The organism is Paenibacillus agri (genome assembly GCF_013359945.1).
GTDB lineage: Bacteria > Bacillota > Bacilli > Paenibacillales > Paenibacillaceae > Paenibacillus_AQ > Paenibacillus_AQ agri.
Map to the genome: position 1 here is coordinate 37812 of NZ_JABWCS010000219.1, position 14942 is coordinate 52753.

8 protein-coding genes and 1 riboswitch are annotated in these 14942 nt (G+C 52.2%); all 8 genes read left to right on the forward strand.

The genetic code is table 11. The features are described from left to right. The first annotated feature begins 18 nt into the window (after window positions 1-18). The 8 genes from HPT30_RS24025 (at window position 19) to HPT30_RS24060 (ending at window position 14723) form a co-directional block, all read left to right on the forward strand. A complete protein-coding gene (locus HPT30_RS24025) occupies window positions 19-654 on the forward strand; it encodes a beta-mannanase (protein ID WP_175373845.1) in 636 nt (211 codons plus the stop codon). A gap of 107 nt (window positions 655-761) precedes the next feature. Further along, window positions 762-2024, forward strand: coding sequence for a hypothetical protein (locus HPT30_RS24030; RefSeq protein ID WP_175373846.1), 1263 nt, complete (start codon window positions 762-764; stop codon window positions 2022-2024). Beyond that, window positions 2021-5071 (forward strand): GAP1-N2 domain-containing protein, encoded by a 3051-nt coding sequence (locus tag HPT30_RS24035; protein WP_175373847.1) that lies wholly within the window; start codon window positions 2021-2023, stop codon window positions 5069-5071. Before HPT30_RS24030 ends, HPT30_RS24035 begins: the two co-directional genes overlap by 4 nt. A gap of 165 nt (window positions 5072-5236) precedes the next feature. Continuing rightward, window positions 5237-5436: riboswitch (cobalamin riboswitch) on the forward strand. A 172-nt stretch (window positions 5437-5608) separates the two neighbouring features. Beyond that, window positions 5609-10231, forward strand: a complete 4623-nt coding sequence (locus HPT30_RS24040; protein ID WP_175373848.1) for a DUF4430 domain-containing protein — start codon at window positions 5609-5611, stop codon at window positions 10229-10231. Window positions 10232-10415: 184 nt separating this feature from the next. Then, entirely contained in the window at window positions 10416-11468 is a 1053-nt protein-coding gene (locus HPT30_RS24045) for a DUF4430 domain-containing protein (protein ID WP_175373849.1), read from the forward strand. Continuing rightward, complete coding sequence (locus tag HPT30_RS24050) at window positions 11465-12409, forward strand: energy-coupling factor transporter transmembrane component T (protein WP_175373850.1); 945 nt, start codon at window positions 11465-11467, stop codon at window positions 12407-12409. The genes HPT30_RS24045 and HPT30_RS24050 overlap by 4 nt, the downstream gene beginning before the upstream one ends. After that, on the forward strand, window positions 12325-14061 hold the full coding sequence (locus HPT30_RS24055) for an ABC transporter ATP-binding protein (protein WP_175373851.1): 1737 nt from the start codon (window positions 12325-12327) through the stop codon (window positions 14059-14061). Before HPT30_RS24050 ends, HPT30_RS24055 begins: the two co-directional genes overlap by 85 nt. After that, entirely contained in the window at window positions 14034-14723 is a 690-nt protein-coding gene (locus HPT30_RS24060; protein ID WP_175373852.1) for an ECF transporter S component, read from the forward strand. Before HPT30_RS24055 ends, HPT30_RS24060 begins: the two co-directional genes overlap by 28 nt. The last annotated feature ends 219 nt before the right edge of the window (window positions 14724-14942 follow it).

Genomic DNA, 14942 nt, shown 5'->3' on the forward strand with positions numbered 1-14942 from the left:
TGGAAAGGAGCTATTGTCATGAGGTATGCTGAAGCAGATTCATCCACACCCCTGATCACTGAGATCACAACACAGGTGGAGGATCGGTTCTGCACGCTGAGATGGCGCTGGCCGGATGGTGTGCAGGCCGTATGCATTCATAAAGGCCCTGCGGATAAGCCTGTGGCCGGAGACATTCCGCCCGGCGGAATGAAGCTCTATACACGTGAAGAATACAAATCCAATAACGGTTATCGTGACCGGCTTGATGATATCGGGCTGGTCGCTTACACCGTCTATGCTCGTCATACGGAGAACGGTGAGACCGTGCTGGTACAACAGAGGGACGACGCCAACCGCGTGCTTGTCAGTGCGGGCAAGGCACGGATCTATTACTCTATTGTTCAGAAAAAAGGGTTGTTCGCCAAGCAAAAGACCGTACATATGTCCATTACGGCAGAGGTCCCGGTAGCAAGAGATGTGCTGTGTTATGTTAAGAAACGTGGCGGTCATCCTGCGGGCAAAGACGATGGCATTCGCTTTCCGTTCGTACAGGACTTTGCCGCCGGACATAACCAGCTTCCGCCGATTGAGATCGGCAAGGATGATTTTGTACGCATCTTTTTCACAGATGGACGGAAGTATGGGCTTGTCTATGAACTGGTACCGGAGTAAGGCGCTTTGCACCAGGAGCAAGGTGATTTGCAATACTTCACGCAGTCCAGGCTGGCCAGTGTGAACGAAACGGGCTTTACTGCGTAAAGCTTTAAGGAGGATGAAAGATGTCTTTTTTTAGCCGCTTTATGAAAAAGAATCAGTCGCAGCCGCGACCGCTCTATTACGATATCGTATGTCCCTTCTGCTTTACTAAATTTGCGCCGGAGGACGTGGTCTTTCGGGCTATGCATAGCCGGGAGGACGATGAGAATTACGCGCTTGGCGAGGATGACGCGCTGAATAAATACCGTGAACGCTTTGGACTGGACACCGTGGACGACATCGAGGCTATTATTCGTCCGGCTGATATCCCAGAGGAATATCATCATTATACAGACAATGTACTCACCGGTCTGACGGACCGTTATGGGGTACTTACACGCAGACGGCTATGCCCGTCCTGCCATAACGAGCTTCCGGTCACAGCCGGCAAGGTGCCAAGCAATATTATCTCTATTATCGGTGCTTCTCAAGTAGGGAAGTCGGTGTACATGACGGCGTTGATTCATACGCTCCAGCACACCACTGCCGGGCATTTTGATGCTGCCTGTATGCCGCTGAATGCCGAGATCAGCCGCAAGTTCCGTACGCTCTATGAAGAGCCGCTGTTTGAACGCGGGGATCTGCTGGCTTCGACACAGAAGGAAAAGATGCAAGAGCCGTTTATCTTCCAGTTTGTCTTCAAGGACGAGAGCAAACCGCCGCTGACGCTGGTCTTCTTCGATGTTGCGGGTGAAGGGATGGTCGACCAGGATTATCTGGGGCTGCATGGCCAGCATATCAAGAACTCTGCAGGTATCCTGTTTATGGTTGATCCGCTGCAGATTCGTTCCGTACGCGAGAAGATCCGCATCAACATAGGCGACCGTCCGGGCGAATGGGTCTCGCAATATGACGAGCCACGCGATGTTGTTCTGACCATGTTCGGCGATTTTATTGCTTATCAGGAGAAGAGCAAGACGGACATTCCTACCGCAATCGTTCTGGCGAAGAGCGACATGCTCCACTCGTTAAAAGATGAAGATGGCGATTACATCAAGTCGAACAGTAACGTATTCAATAACTATGTGCACCGTAAAACGCTGAATTTGGACGAATTCCATAACATCGACGGGGAAATCCGCCGGTTTATCGGCAAGGTGGACCGTCCGTTCAAGGATACGATGGATGTGTATTTCTCCAACACTGCTTATTTTGCCGTATCCGCACTCGGCAGCAATCCCGTGAATCAGAAGATTGAAGGGGTGGTCAGCCCGATTCGGGTGGACGAGCCGTTCATCTGGCTGCTTCACAAGCTGAATTACATTGAGGGGAGCGACGGCCCGTGAAGAATCATTCAGGGGCGATGATCACTCAGCAGATGTACACCCGGGAGCGGCGCGGGATTTTTCGCTCCACAGAAGGGTTCGATACGGTAGCGAAGTCGGAGGGGCTGGACGGCGGGTTTGTCAAAAAAATCCTTCATCCCTTCTGCCTCTATGATGCTCCAGCGGAGCTGACGGCGCGCGGGGAGAAGGATGAGGCGTCCTACCCTTCAGCGCTGCACCTGTTCCATACGGAGAACGGGGAGACCGTCATCGGGAACAGCCGCTATCAGTCGGCAGATTTCACGGGTCAGCGGAGCGCTTTTTTCGCCCATAACTTTGTTGTTCCTGCTGCTCGTGCAGAAGAGATTGTGGAGCATTATGGGGATTGGCTGCATGCGGATTTTGCGGAGAGCTACACAGGTGAGCTTGGTGGTACGTTGCCAGAGCTGTCTTCTATCCCGGTGGCGGGCAGAACTCAGGTTGACCCGGGGACAGTGCTGTCTTCTTTGAATATTGGGGAGAGTTTGTTCAAGTCACTGCTGCAGGCGGTAATGACTTCCGTGGCCGGCAAGAAGAAGATCTATATAGCGCTGGATGTGCCTATTGGAGAGTTGTCGGGACGGGCAGCAGAGCTGACCGAGGTTATTTTCGGCGCACTACCCCATGAGTTCCGTCGCAGACTGGGTGTTATTACGTATGCCAATGAGCCGAAGAGCCGCAAATATATTCATTTGACCTTCGTCGAGAATGGTTCACTTCGTCCCGGCGATCGCAATGTGGAGAAGGATTTTACTTTCGATCTGGTCTCTGGGCGCAGTACTAATGCTGAATTCGGGGATTCACGGCAGCAGTATGCCGATCTGGCCTGGAAGGTTACGAGCAGCGGAGGCAGCATGAATGATTTCGGTCATTTTGCCGACCGGATGCTGGACGGGGAAAGCTTGGAACGCAAGCTATCGCTCGGGCTCTATAATGAACTGGCTGTATTTTACGAGATTGAACAAGGTAATGAAGGTTTGTATGAACAGAACAAATACGCAGTTCTTGGCGGCTTGCTGGATTACCTCAAAGGGCCTGGCGCGCTGGAGTCACGGGTCCGGCTGAACGATATTTTTCTGGAACGATTTGACCGGGAATTTGATCAGATCAGACAAGGAGGTCTCCTGATCCCTGCGTTGATGGAGAGCTTCAAGGCTTACTATGTGCTGCCGGGACATAATTACAGGGGCCGTATCGTCGATTATTTCATCAACGGGATGCTGAACATCAGCAACCAAGGGCGCGAGGACGACCTGAAGGCAGCGTATGCCATTATCGAGAGTGAAGAAGAGCTGAGTGCGGCCTTTTTCAAAAAAGTGCTGGGTCAGCCGATCTTCCGCCGGAAGTTGTTGGAGCCGTATTTGGAGAACCGTCTGGCTGCCGCCGCATCAGCAGCGGATATTGCTGGCTTTGTACTCTATTGGGGACGCACGCTGCCTGAAGTGCTTCAGCAGACCTTTATTGAGGACAAGACAAAGGATTATTTATTGGAAAAGCTTCAGCGTGAAGCCAATCCTGTTGCCGCTGCAGCCGGGATTCATGAGCGTGTGGAGAAAGCTGAGAAGGACCGGCGGCGCAGCGGTGGTATCCAGCCTGAAGCGCTTGAACTTCTGCGCGGATTGGCTGCGGCCGCTGACCGTTTTGTGCTGAACCGTCTGTCTCTGGCAGAACTAACGAAGGAGCAGCTGCTGGATATTGCTTTCCTGCGTTATCCCAAGGGGGCTGCCAAATGGTATCCGCCGCTGGATCAAATCAGCAAGCAGAAGGAGAACGCCCTGCGGGCTGCTTACCGCTGGTTCGGGGAAGAGAATCCAGATGAGGGAATCTTCGCCGGACTGACTCCGAAGGAGCTGGATGATGTGCAGCTTCTTGGACGGCGCTGGCTGAAGGAGGCCAGGTCCGCTGAACCTTTCGACCGGTTGCCGCTGGGCTTTTATTATAGCAGTCACCGTGAGGGCGGGCCGCTGGATTACGAAGCGCTGCTGGAAATGGTTAACCAGAAGGCAGGTTCGGATAAAGAAACCGTCTACCGCTTCCTGGCTTGGTCACAAGGCAATCCATTGTTTGTAATCTCGAACAAGAAGCTGCAGCCGGGATACCGCCAGGCCATTCTAAAATATTTCCTCAGCAATGATCGGGAAGCTTTCAAGAATCGTGAATTCCGCAAAACTTATCTTGCAGCCGCACGTCCTGCTCTGCAAAATGTATATGATGAAGCCCGCTCCCAATTGGCTTCTCCGCTGGCGCGGTGGGTCAGCCGCAGTCGATTTCAAATCCTGATCTCGGGGCTCGCGATCGGAATTGTCCTGATAGTTGCAATTATAGCCATTAGTATGCTGCGACCCGACGGGAAAGAGAGCACGCTGCCGGAGGTCAGTCCGCAGCCAAGTCCGACCCAAACGGCTGGTACCGATCAGCTGCCGGTCATGGCCTATCTGTTGGTACCTGGCGGTGAGCAAGAGGGCAGCAAGCTGCAGTTTGTTTTCCCTACTGCGTCTGAATGCGATAGTTTCAAGCCGGCCGAGATTAGTGTGCTTAATACCGATGACACCAAGACTACGTATAAAGTAACAGCTACGACCAGTACGTGTGCATTACCATCATCGGATTTAGGAGATTCCTCCGGAGAAGAGAATTCAGATGCAGGTAACGTAGCCGGAAACGAAGAAGTCACGGGAACGGATGCTTCCCCGCATTCATCTGCCAATACCAAAGATACTGTGACTGATCAAGCTAATAATGCTGCGAATCAGAAAGAGCAGTCATCTTCAACGATTGATCCTGCTGCTTCACCTTCGCCTGCGCCAGAGGGAGAGGATGGACTGATAGACCAGAAAGAGGGCCAATATCAGGTTACCCTTGAACTGGAGCCTGGAGCTGTGCTGGCACCGGGTAGCACGATTGAAGCTGGAGACTATAAGCTGAAGCTGTCAGATAAGGAGCCCGTACCAAGCACTGATGAGTCTTCGGCAAAGAACGAAGCCAGCCCTGAACCAACGGCTACAACAAAACCAAAGACGAAAAAATAGTTGCTACTCCTGAACCGCTGCAGAGTTATGACTTGGACAAGTTATGGCTCTGCAGCATTCAGGAGCTTTTTCGCTGTGAAAATGGGCCAATACCGATTCCGGCAGTTTTTCTATGGACATACCGGGGGATTATAGCTATCATTAGGAATATTAAAATTTAATAGTAGTATACTTAATGGAGAAGGTGCAGACTCAGAGCGTCTGGGTTTGCTTAAAAGGGAAGTCCGGTTCAAAATCCGGCGCGGTCCCGCCACTGTAGATGCGGAGCGACTTTTCAAAGGCCACTGTTCCTATAAAGGAGTCGGGAAGGCGGAAAGAAGCGATGAGGCATGAGCCAGGAAACCTGCCTTCTTCAAGGTGTTCCCATGCCTTCGGGGGGTGAGGAAGGGAACCAGCTGCAGATGGACGTGTTTTCAAGGAAAGAGATTTCCGTACGTCTGCCCTCAAGCCAAGTTTGTTCTGACCGCCCTTCATGTTAGGGCGGTTTTTATGTTGTTTGTTTTCCAGCATAAACCAAATTATAAAGAAAAGAGGTTCATGATGAAAAGAATGTTATCATCCCGGGCGCTTGCGCTTGGACTGGCACTACTGCTGGTCATCTCCATTCTGGGCTCTTCGCTGATACCGGCAGGACAAGCCTTCGCCGAAGCACAGCAAAGCCTTATTGATCAAGGAGTTACAGAAACTAGCGTGACAGACGCCACCTACGGCGCAGCGGCGTTTACTGCTGCTGCACAAGAACCCGTAGATGTTCAACAAGCGATTACAGACGCTATAAAGTATGTTCAGACTAAAGGAGTTACAACGGATTGGATCGCAATTAGCTATGGGCGTCTCGGGTTAAAGATACCGGATAGTTATATTGCGAGTCTTGAGAAGAGCGTGAAGAGTGCTATGACTGCTTCTTCTCCTCCTTATGTAACTACGTATGCCCGGTTGGCTCTTGCTGTTACGGCAATCGGTCGTGATGCAACCAACTTCGGCGGCTATAATCTTATTGAGCCGATTTATAATAGCAAGGACGTAGCGGCTCAAGGTATAAATGGCCCTATATATGCATTGCTAGCTATAACAGCCGGACAATATAATGTGCCTGACGATGCAGTCTGGAGCAAGGAACGGATTGCGAATAATCTCATCTCGAAACAAGATCCGTCGGGTGTATTCTCGGCTTTTGGTTCCAATGCAGATATAACGGGGATGGCGTTACAGTCTCTCTACACTTACAATGGCTTTCCTGAAGTAGAGACCGCAGGCCAGCGTGCCGTAGATTGGCTGTCCAAGAATCAGAACAAGGACGGCGGCTATGACAGCCGTTGGGGTGTGAGCAGTGAGGCTAACTCACAGGCTATTCTTGGCTTGACTACTGCTGGTATTGACCCGACAGGGCCGGAGTTCACTAAGGGACAAAATAACCTTATCACCAACCTGTTAGCTTACCAAATGCCTGATGGCGGCTTCCGTCATGCTATGTCTGGAAAATCTGATAACCTTGCTACTGAACAGGCACTGCAAGCACTTATCTCGTATCAGTTATTCCTAAAAGGGGAGAAGTTCTATAGCTTAAAGCAACCGGCTTCTCAAAAACCGGCCGTTCAGGCTTCAATTAGAATTGAAGGCCCTGAAGGAACGATTGCGCAGGGGAATGTAGAAGCGCCGACGGCCCTAAAGGCTCTGGAGGAAATTTCTAAAAAAAATAATATCCCGCTAAATATAGAGGATACTGCTTACGGTAAGTATGTTGCTGGTATAAATGGTATTGAACAAGGCTTGTACGGCAAGTCGGATGGCTGGATGTTTGCTGTCCAAAAAGATGGCTATTGGGAAATGCCAGATGTAGGTGCGGGGGATTATGTCCTTGACCCGGGACAACAAGTTGTATTTTATTATGGCGACTTCTCTAACACTAGCCTTATTAATCACGTAAATGTCTTGCCAGATTTACCGGCTCCGGGAGAAGCTTTTACGATTCAAGTCTACAAAGATGTTACGAATTGGGTTGACAATCAGCCTCAGACTAGTAACGTACCTGCCCAAGGGGTAAAGGTAGTCATTGGAGCGAACTCAGTAACTACGGACAGTGACGGTAAGGCCGTTTTTGCTGGTCTGCCCGCAGGCACTTACAACATTGAGGTTACGGGTTATAGTCAAGATTCGGCACCAACTGTGTTACGTACACTTTCAACGTTCAGCGTAACGGCAGAATCTCATTCTGCTATAACTATTGAAGGTCCGGAAGGTTCTGTAGCATCTGGAACTGTAGATGCAACAAGTCCACTTCAGGCCCTAAGAAAACTGTCTCAATCTAACAATATTCCTCTAGAAGTGACGGGGAGCGCTTGGGGCGAATATGTCTCTGCCATTAACAAAATAGAAGCAGGGAAGTATCACGGCTACGATGGCTGGATGTATGCTGTGAAAAAAGATGGACACTGGACCAGCCCGAATACCGGTGCGGGAGCATACTTGCTGCAGAGCGGAGAAGAGATCGTATTCTACTATGGGGATTACGGTATTACTTCCCTGATAGATTCCATTCAGGTAGAACCAGCACAGCCTGTAGCTGGACAGCCGTTCAAAATTCTAGTTAGAAAGAACGTTAATGACGGGAACACGGGTCAGGCGGAGTACCTGCCCATTAAGGGTGTTCAAGTTACAATAAATGGAGAAACGGCTACTACGCAGGATGACGGCAGAGCAACTTTTGCTTCTGGTAAGGCTGCTGGTGATTATGCAATAGAAGTTACGGGTTACCGCAAAGATGCGGTCCCAACTGTGGTTAGAACAGTAAGCCCAATATCCGTTGCTAAGGATAACGGCACTTCAACACCAACGCCTGCACCAGCAAAATCGCAGGTCACCTTCTCGGTGGAAGGCGATTCCATTCGCGGTACGATCGTTCCTAGCACAACAGTCAATTTAAATCCAGGTGATACACCTTATACCTTGCTGGTTCGCCAGTTGGGAGGTAAAGTGGTTGCTACCGGTTCCGGCACGAGCTTATATGTTAGATCAATTGATGGCTTGGCAGAGTTCGACCGTGGTGAGAAAAGCGGTTGGATGTACTCGGTCAATGGAGTATTCCCGAACTACAGTGCAGGTGCCTATACTACGCTTGCAGATGGGGATACGGTTGCCTGGCGCTATACAACAAATCTTGGAGTCGATCTGGGTGAGCCATCCTTTGAAACCGATCCGAAGGGACCAACCACCGGTACTCCAGGAACGGGCACTGCGGTTGTCATCAGCCCGGATAATGCTCTGCCGCTCAACAAGGTGGGACAGACTACAACAGTAAGCAATGCCAATGAAAAAATGACATCTGCCCAGGCAGCGGAACTGAAGCAGACTTTGGCAGCTAATACAGTATCCTTGTCGCAGGCGATTCCAGTCGGAGCAGCAGCGACATTGAAGGATAATGCCGGAGAAGTGCAGTTAAGTATTCCGGCTGGCGCAGTGTCCAGTGGTGTTACGATTAATGTAAAAGAAATCTCCTCCAGCCGTTCCGAACTGGTATCCGGACTGTATGAATTTACGCCGGATGGCACGAAGTTCGCGAAGCCGGTGGATCTGGCAATTAAAGTACCTATCACTACGGAACATCTGGATAATTTGACTATGGCTTGGCTGAACAAGACTACTAATGAATGGATTCCGGTTCCGACTACGGTAGATGCGAAGACTGGCATTGTTACAGGAAAAGTTAGTCACTTTACCGACTATGCAGTCATTGACCGCAGTCTATGGGAGCCACAGCAAGATCAGATTAAGAAAGATATCGCCGGGGCTGTAAAATACATTACATCCGCAGAAACAATCAGCGATTGGCAGGCTATCGGTTTGGCACGTTCTGGCAACACAGTACCTGCTTCATACCTGAGCGGCCTGAAAGCTCAACTGGCTGAGGCTAAAGGCGAGTTCCGCAAAGTGACCGATTATGAACGGATTGCATTGGCTGCAGCGGCTGTGGGCAGCGATCCGCAAAGCATCAGCGGCTACAATCTTATCGAGAAAATCTACAATAATGCTAATATGATTGCTCAAGGCAGTAACGGTGTGATCTTTGCCTTGACTGCACTGGACAGTGGCGCTTACGCTGTACCTGCAAATGCGCAGTGGACACGTGAACGCCTGGTAGATTGGCTTCTGAAGCAACAAACGAAGGAAGGCGGCTTCCCGTTGTCGGTTGGCGGTGCTGCTGACATTGATATTACTGCTATGGCCGTAACGGCCCTGTCTAATTACAAGGATCAAGCGCTCGTAAAAGCGGCCATCGACAAAGCACTCGGCTGGCTCTCCGCTCAACAGTTGGAGAACGGCGGTTACAAGTCGTACGGCGCTGAGAACAGCGAAAGCGTGTCACAGGTGATGATTGCCCTGACGTCTGTAGGCACAGGCCTTAACGATCCGCGCTTTGTGAAAGCTAAAGGTGGTCTGCTGAGCAATTTGGCGACGTTCAAACAAGGTGACGGCGGTTATGCACATGCTTTGAGTGACAAGACCAGCAATAGCATTGCGACGGAACAGGCGTTACTAGCGCTTGCAGCTTACGACCGTTTCTTGAATGATAAGGACAAATTGTATAGCTTCTCCGCTGCACCGGTGGTTACGACTCCGGTTCCAAGCGTGACTTTTGCCGATGAAGGACAAATCTCCGCCTGGGCTCTGAAATCAGTGCATACCGCATTTGATAACAAACTTATGCAGGGAGTAAGTGCTGACAGTCTTGTATTTGCGCCAAAAGCCAACATTACACGGGCGCAATTTGCAGCATTGTTGCTCCGATTGACAGGCAACCAGCCTGCAAATGCTTCCTCAGCTTCGGTATTCAGCGATGTGCAACCAGGGGCTTGGTACTACGGAGATGTTATCAAGGCGAAGGAGCTTGGCATCATTGACGGTGTCAGCAAGACGGCCTTCAATCCGAACGGCACGATTACCCGTCAGGACATGGCTGTGATGATTGCCAGAGCCTTCAAGCTTGAAGCTCCGGTGAATAAGCCAAGCTTCAAAGACGAAGTGAGCATCAGCATGTATGCACTAGGATCTGTGCAGTCTGTGTCTGAATTGGGATACATGACCGGCTTTAACGGATCGTTTGACCCATCCGCACCAGTAACCAGAGAAATGGCGGCGGTGGTTGCGGTAAGACTGCCTTAGGAGCTTTCGGGTAGTGTCTGAAAAAGTATTTTGAATCATATAGTGAAAAGGATGGAACGGGGGAGAAGTTAGTGCCCTCGTTCTTTTCCCTTTTCTAATCCAATTTTGTACATCACTTGCAAGTAGCAGGTGCCGCTCTGATAGAGCCGCGAAACTGCGTTATTCTATGGAGGTGCTCAGGTCCATGTCCAACCATTCCAAGCGCTGGCTTGCTTTTGTAGCTGCGCTGTTGACCGCAGTGCTGCTGGTCGCTGGATGCTCATCCGGGGATCAGCAAGTCTCAGGGTCCAATCAAGCCTCACATGTAAATGAAAAAGATAGCAAGAATAGTGAAGCTGCTAAGAGCGGCAACACCATTGACAGTGCTAATGATAGTGGCGCTGAAAGCAGTAACGCTGGCGGCGTCGCGGCAAATACTGACGGCAGCAGTGCGGGTAACGCTGCGAATACTGGCGGCGCTGACGGCACCGGTGTGAGTAACGCCGCGAATACTAGCGGCGCTCCAGGCAGCGCTGCCGCAGGTGAGGCCGCCGGCTCCGCAGTCGCCGGCGAAGACAAAGCTGCTGCGGCTGGTGGCCCGCAGCAGACCCCGCCGCCGGCCGATGCTGCGCCGGCTGGCGGCAAAGCGTCGCCGGCCCCTCCGGCGGCGACGTCAGAGCAAGGCGCTGCGCTTGCAGCAGCAGCGCCCGTAACCTCGCCGCCGGCTAAGGCCACGGCGGCTCCAACCAAGCCCGCTGCAAGCTCCGTGCCAGCAGCGGGGTCCACGGCTTCGCCGAAGCCTGCAGCGACCGCCGTAGCCACAGCGCCGGCGGCAACAGCCAAGCCGACGAGCAAGCCGTCGGCTACGGCCAAACCGGCTACTGTAGCGCCGGTGGCGAAGCCGGATGCAGCAGCTACGGCCACGATTTCCATTGTGGGCGATAAGGAGCTGGGGACGATTTTATCCCCGGTAGCTATGGAAGTAGAGAAGGGCGATACCGTGCTGGACCTGTTGAAGCGGATTACGCGGAAGAACAAGGTGCAGATGGAATACCGCGGAACGAAAGCTTTTGCCTATGTGGAAGGTATCGACAACCTGTATGAATTTGATCGGGGCTCGGAAAGTGGCTGGATGTATCGGGTGAACGGGGTGTTCCCGGATAAAAGCGCGGGAATCTACGATGTGAAGCCTGGCGATGTGATCGAGTGGTTGTACACACTTAATCTGGGCAAGGACTTGGGAGCCCAATTTCCATGAGTAGCGGCTTCCGCTCCATGCACCCTACTGTAGCGATTGTGTATTATGCCGGGTTAGTGCTGTTCGCAGCGCTGTTGTTTCATCCCGTATATCTGATGACAGAACTGATTGGTGTGCTAGGTTTATTGCTGCTGCAAGGACAGGGGAAGACCCTGCTGCGCGGATTGCCTTTTTACCTGCTGATGGCCGGGTCGGTGGCCGTACTTAATCCTTTTTTCTCACATCGGGGTTCCAATATTCTATTCTATTTCATGGACCAGCCAGTTACGCTGGAAGCGATTCTGTACGGACTGATGATGATGCTGGTGCTCCTGACGATCCTTATTGTGTTTGTGTCTTACAACTACACAGTAACGACGGACAAATTCATGTATCTATTCTCTTCCGTGGCTCCAAAAAGCGCCCTGCTGACCCTGATGTCGCTCCGTTTTGTGCCTTTGTTTCAACGGCGGCTCCGCCAGATTACTGAGATCCAGCGAACAAGAGGGATTGATACCAGCAAAGGCAGTGTGCGCAAAAGAATGAAGGACGGGATGACGCTGCTGAAGGTCCTTCTAACCTGGTCGCTGGAGGAAGCTCTGCAAACGGCTGATTCCATGAAAGCTCGCGGCTATGGGGTAAGCAAACGCAGCAGTTACGCTAATTATAAGATGGACCGGCAGGATATTTTCGTCCTGGTAATGCTAGTAGTTAGTGGCCTGATTCCACTGCTAGGCTGGCTGCAAGGTTATGGCACGATGCAGATTTATCCGCGGCTGAAGCCGCTGGAATACACCTGGCAGGAAGCGGTTGTATACGCAAGCTTTTGCCTGTTTGTACTGATCCCGTCAGGGCTGGAAGGAAAGGAGAAATGGATATGGAGATCATCACAGCGGACCGGCTATCCTTCCGCTATCCCGATGAAGCCCGGGACTCGCTTCATGAGCTCTCGTTCACGGTAAGGGAGGGCGAGTTCGTGGTGCTATGCGGTCCCTCAGGTTGTGGAAAGACCACGCTGCTGCGCCATCTGAAGCGTGAATTGACTCCGGTGGGGACCGGCAGCGGTACCGTGTGCTATCGGGGGCTACCGCTGGGGGAATGGTCACCAGAGATAGCTGCTGCCGAGATCGGGATGGTATTTCAGAACCCGGAGGCTCAGATCGTGATGGATACGGTCTGGCACGAGTTGGCCTTCTCTATGGAGAATCTGGGTTATCCGCTTTCGGTAATGCGAAGTAGACTAGCGGAAATCGCCGGGCTGTTCGGATTGGAGCCGCTGCTGTACAAGCCGGTGCATGAGCTTTCCGGTGGGCAAAAGCAGCTGCTGAATCTGGCCTCCGTTCTGGTTCTCCAGCCGAAGGTGCTGCTGCTGGACGAGCCGACCTCACAGCTAGATCCGATTGCCGCCCGTGAGTTCATCCAAATGCTGCGTCGCCTGAACGAGGAGATGTCTGTGACAGTGATTATTAGCGAGCATCGTCTGGAGGAGGTTCTTCCATTGGCGGATCGTGTACTGATGCTGGAGGATGGCAAGCTGAAAGCCGAAGGAACTCCGCGTGAAATCGCCGTGAAGCTTGGCGGCGGAGCCGCTTCCCCGTCGGACCTGGCGTATTTTCCTGCTGCGACAAGGGTATATCTCGGTTTGACTGCTGAAGCGGCCTTAGAAGGCGCTGGTCCCATCCCTCTGACCGTTCGTGAGGGCAAGCAATGGCTGCAAAGAGAATGGCGTACTGATCGTGAAGGAGAAGGTGCCCGTCCGTCTGCAGAACATCATTCAGCGGCCAAAGAGGCTGGTGGTAGCCAGCGTTCATCCATCCCATCAGATAGACCTTCAGAGGAATCCGTCTTAGCGGAAGAGATATTAAAGGCCAGGGAGATCACCTTCCGCTATGAGAAGGAAGGACCGGAGGTGCTGAAGAAGCTGTCTTTGAGTCTTTTCCGGGGTGAGCTTCTGGCTATATTGGGCGGTAACGGTGCGGGGAAGTCTACACTGCTTCATCTCCTGAATGGGCTGGCGAAACCGCAACGGGGACGTATAGATCTGGCCAAAGGCAGCTCTACGGGATATCTCGCCCAGAACCCGCTGTTATACTTTAGCCAGGATACGGCGCGGGCGGAACTGCGGCAGATGGCTGAGTACGGCGGCCTAAGCGCTACGGAGGCCCAGGAGGAAATCGATGGGCTACTGGACATCTTTGAGCTTGGAGAGCTGCTGGAACGTCATCCCCATGATCTCAGCGGAGGTCAGCAGCAGAAGCTGGCTCTGGGGATGGTGCTGCTCTTGAGACCGGATATCCTGTTGCTGGATGAGCCGACCAAGGGACTGGATCCCGCGGCTAAAGAGAAGCTGGCGAGTCTGCTGCTTCACCTGCGGGAACTGGGTAAGAGCATCATCGTCGTTACCCATGATGTGGAGTTTGCGGCTAGCTATGCGACCCGCTGCGCATTGTTGTTCGATGGTGGGATTACGGCAGAAGGCCCGCCGGAGACCTTTTTCAGCGCTAATTATTTCTATACGACGGCAGTGAATCGCATGGTGCGGGACTGGCTGCCGCAAGCCTTAACGGTAGAGGAGGTGACCCGGCAATGGCCCGCTTTCGCTTCCCGGTCCTGATCGCCCTGGCCGTATTCATCGTTGCCTTGGCCCTGACAGCAGCACTCAAGGACAGTCATTATATTCTGCTAAGTCTGGTGCTGCTGGGGGCCGCGCTGTTCCCGCTGTTTGCAGGCTTGGAGCGCCGGCCGATTGAATCACGGGAGCTGGTGCTGCTCGCTGTACTGTCAGCGGTAGCAGCGGTCAGCCGCATTCCCTTTGCCGCGTTGCCCAGTGTTAAGCCGGTATCGGCCATCGTAATACTTTCTGCCTATGTCTTCGGTGCAGAAGCGGGGTTTATCATCGGTGCTGTAGCAGCGCTGGTCTCAAATATCTACTTTGGCCAGGGTCCTTGGACACCTTGGCAGATGTTCTGTTGGGGGATGATCGGCCTGACGGCAGGCTGGCTGCGGGGAACCTGGTGGATGCGCAAAAGGACAGGAATGCTTATCTTCGGCTTTGTCTGGGGCTTCCTGTTTGGCTGGATTATGAACATTTGGTATTTGATCAGTCTGCCGGATGCGTTTAGCTGGAAGCTGGTCGTGTCGGCATATATCGCGAGCTTTTACTTTGACCTCGCCCATGCGGTGTCTAATGTAGTTTTTCTGTCGCTGCTCGCCGGGGGCTGGATCAAAGTGCTGGAGCGTTTTCGTAAAAAATATGGATTATTGCAAAAGGAGTGAACTACTATTAGTTCCTCCTTTTTTGCTTTATATATTGAACTAAAAATTTAGCATAAGGGGGACGGAATGGAGGGAAGGTTTGGAACTGAAGGAGCGAAAGCGACCGCCTGATAGTTTTCCGTAGGAAAGCTCGCCTCGAAAGCATAAACTCTCCGGATTTTACCCGCGAATAGCGGTACAATCTAAAGGAATCTGGAGACAACAGCGGCCGAAAGTCCA

Excerpts from the sequence above, each read along its gene's own strand:
- HPT30_RS24025 (WP_175373845.1), top strand. The coding sequence starts at position 19 with ATGAGGTATGCTGAAGCAGATTCATCCACACCCCTGATCACTGAGATC.
- HPT30_RS24030 (WP_175373846.1), top strand. The coding sequence starts at position 762 with ATGTCTTTTTTTAGCCGCTTTATGAAAAAGAATCAGTCGCAGCCGCGA.
- HPT30_RS24040 (WP_175373848.1), top strand. The coding sequence starts at position 5,609 with ATGATGAAAAGAATGTTATCATCCCGGGCGCTTGCGCTTGGACTGGCA.
- HPT30_RS24045 (WP_175373849.1), top strand. The coding sequence starts at position 10,416 with ATGTCCAACCATTCCAAGCGCTGGCTTGCTTTTGTAGCTGCGCTGTTG.
- HPT30_RS24050 (WP_175373850.1), top strand. The coding sequence starts at position 11,465 with ATGAGTAGCGGCTTCCGCTCCATGCACCCTACTGTAGCGATTGTGTAT.
- HPT30_RS24055 (WP_175373851.1), top strand. The coding sequence starts at position 12,325 with ATGGAGATCATCACAGCGGACCGGCTATCCTTCCGCTATCCCGATGAA.
- HPT30_RS24060 (WP_175373852.1), top strand. The coding sequence starts at position 14,034 with ATGGCCCGCTTTCGCTTCCCGGTCCTGATCGCCCTGGCCGTATTCATC.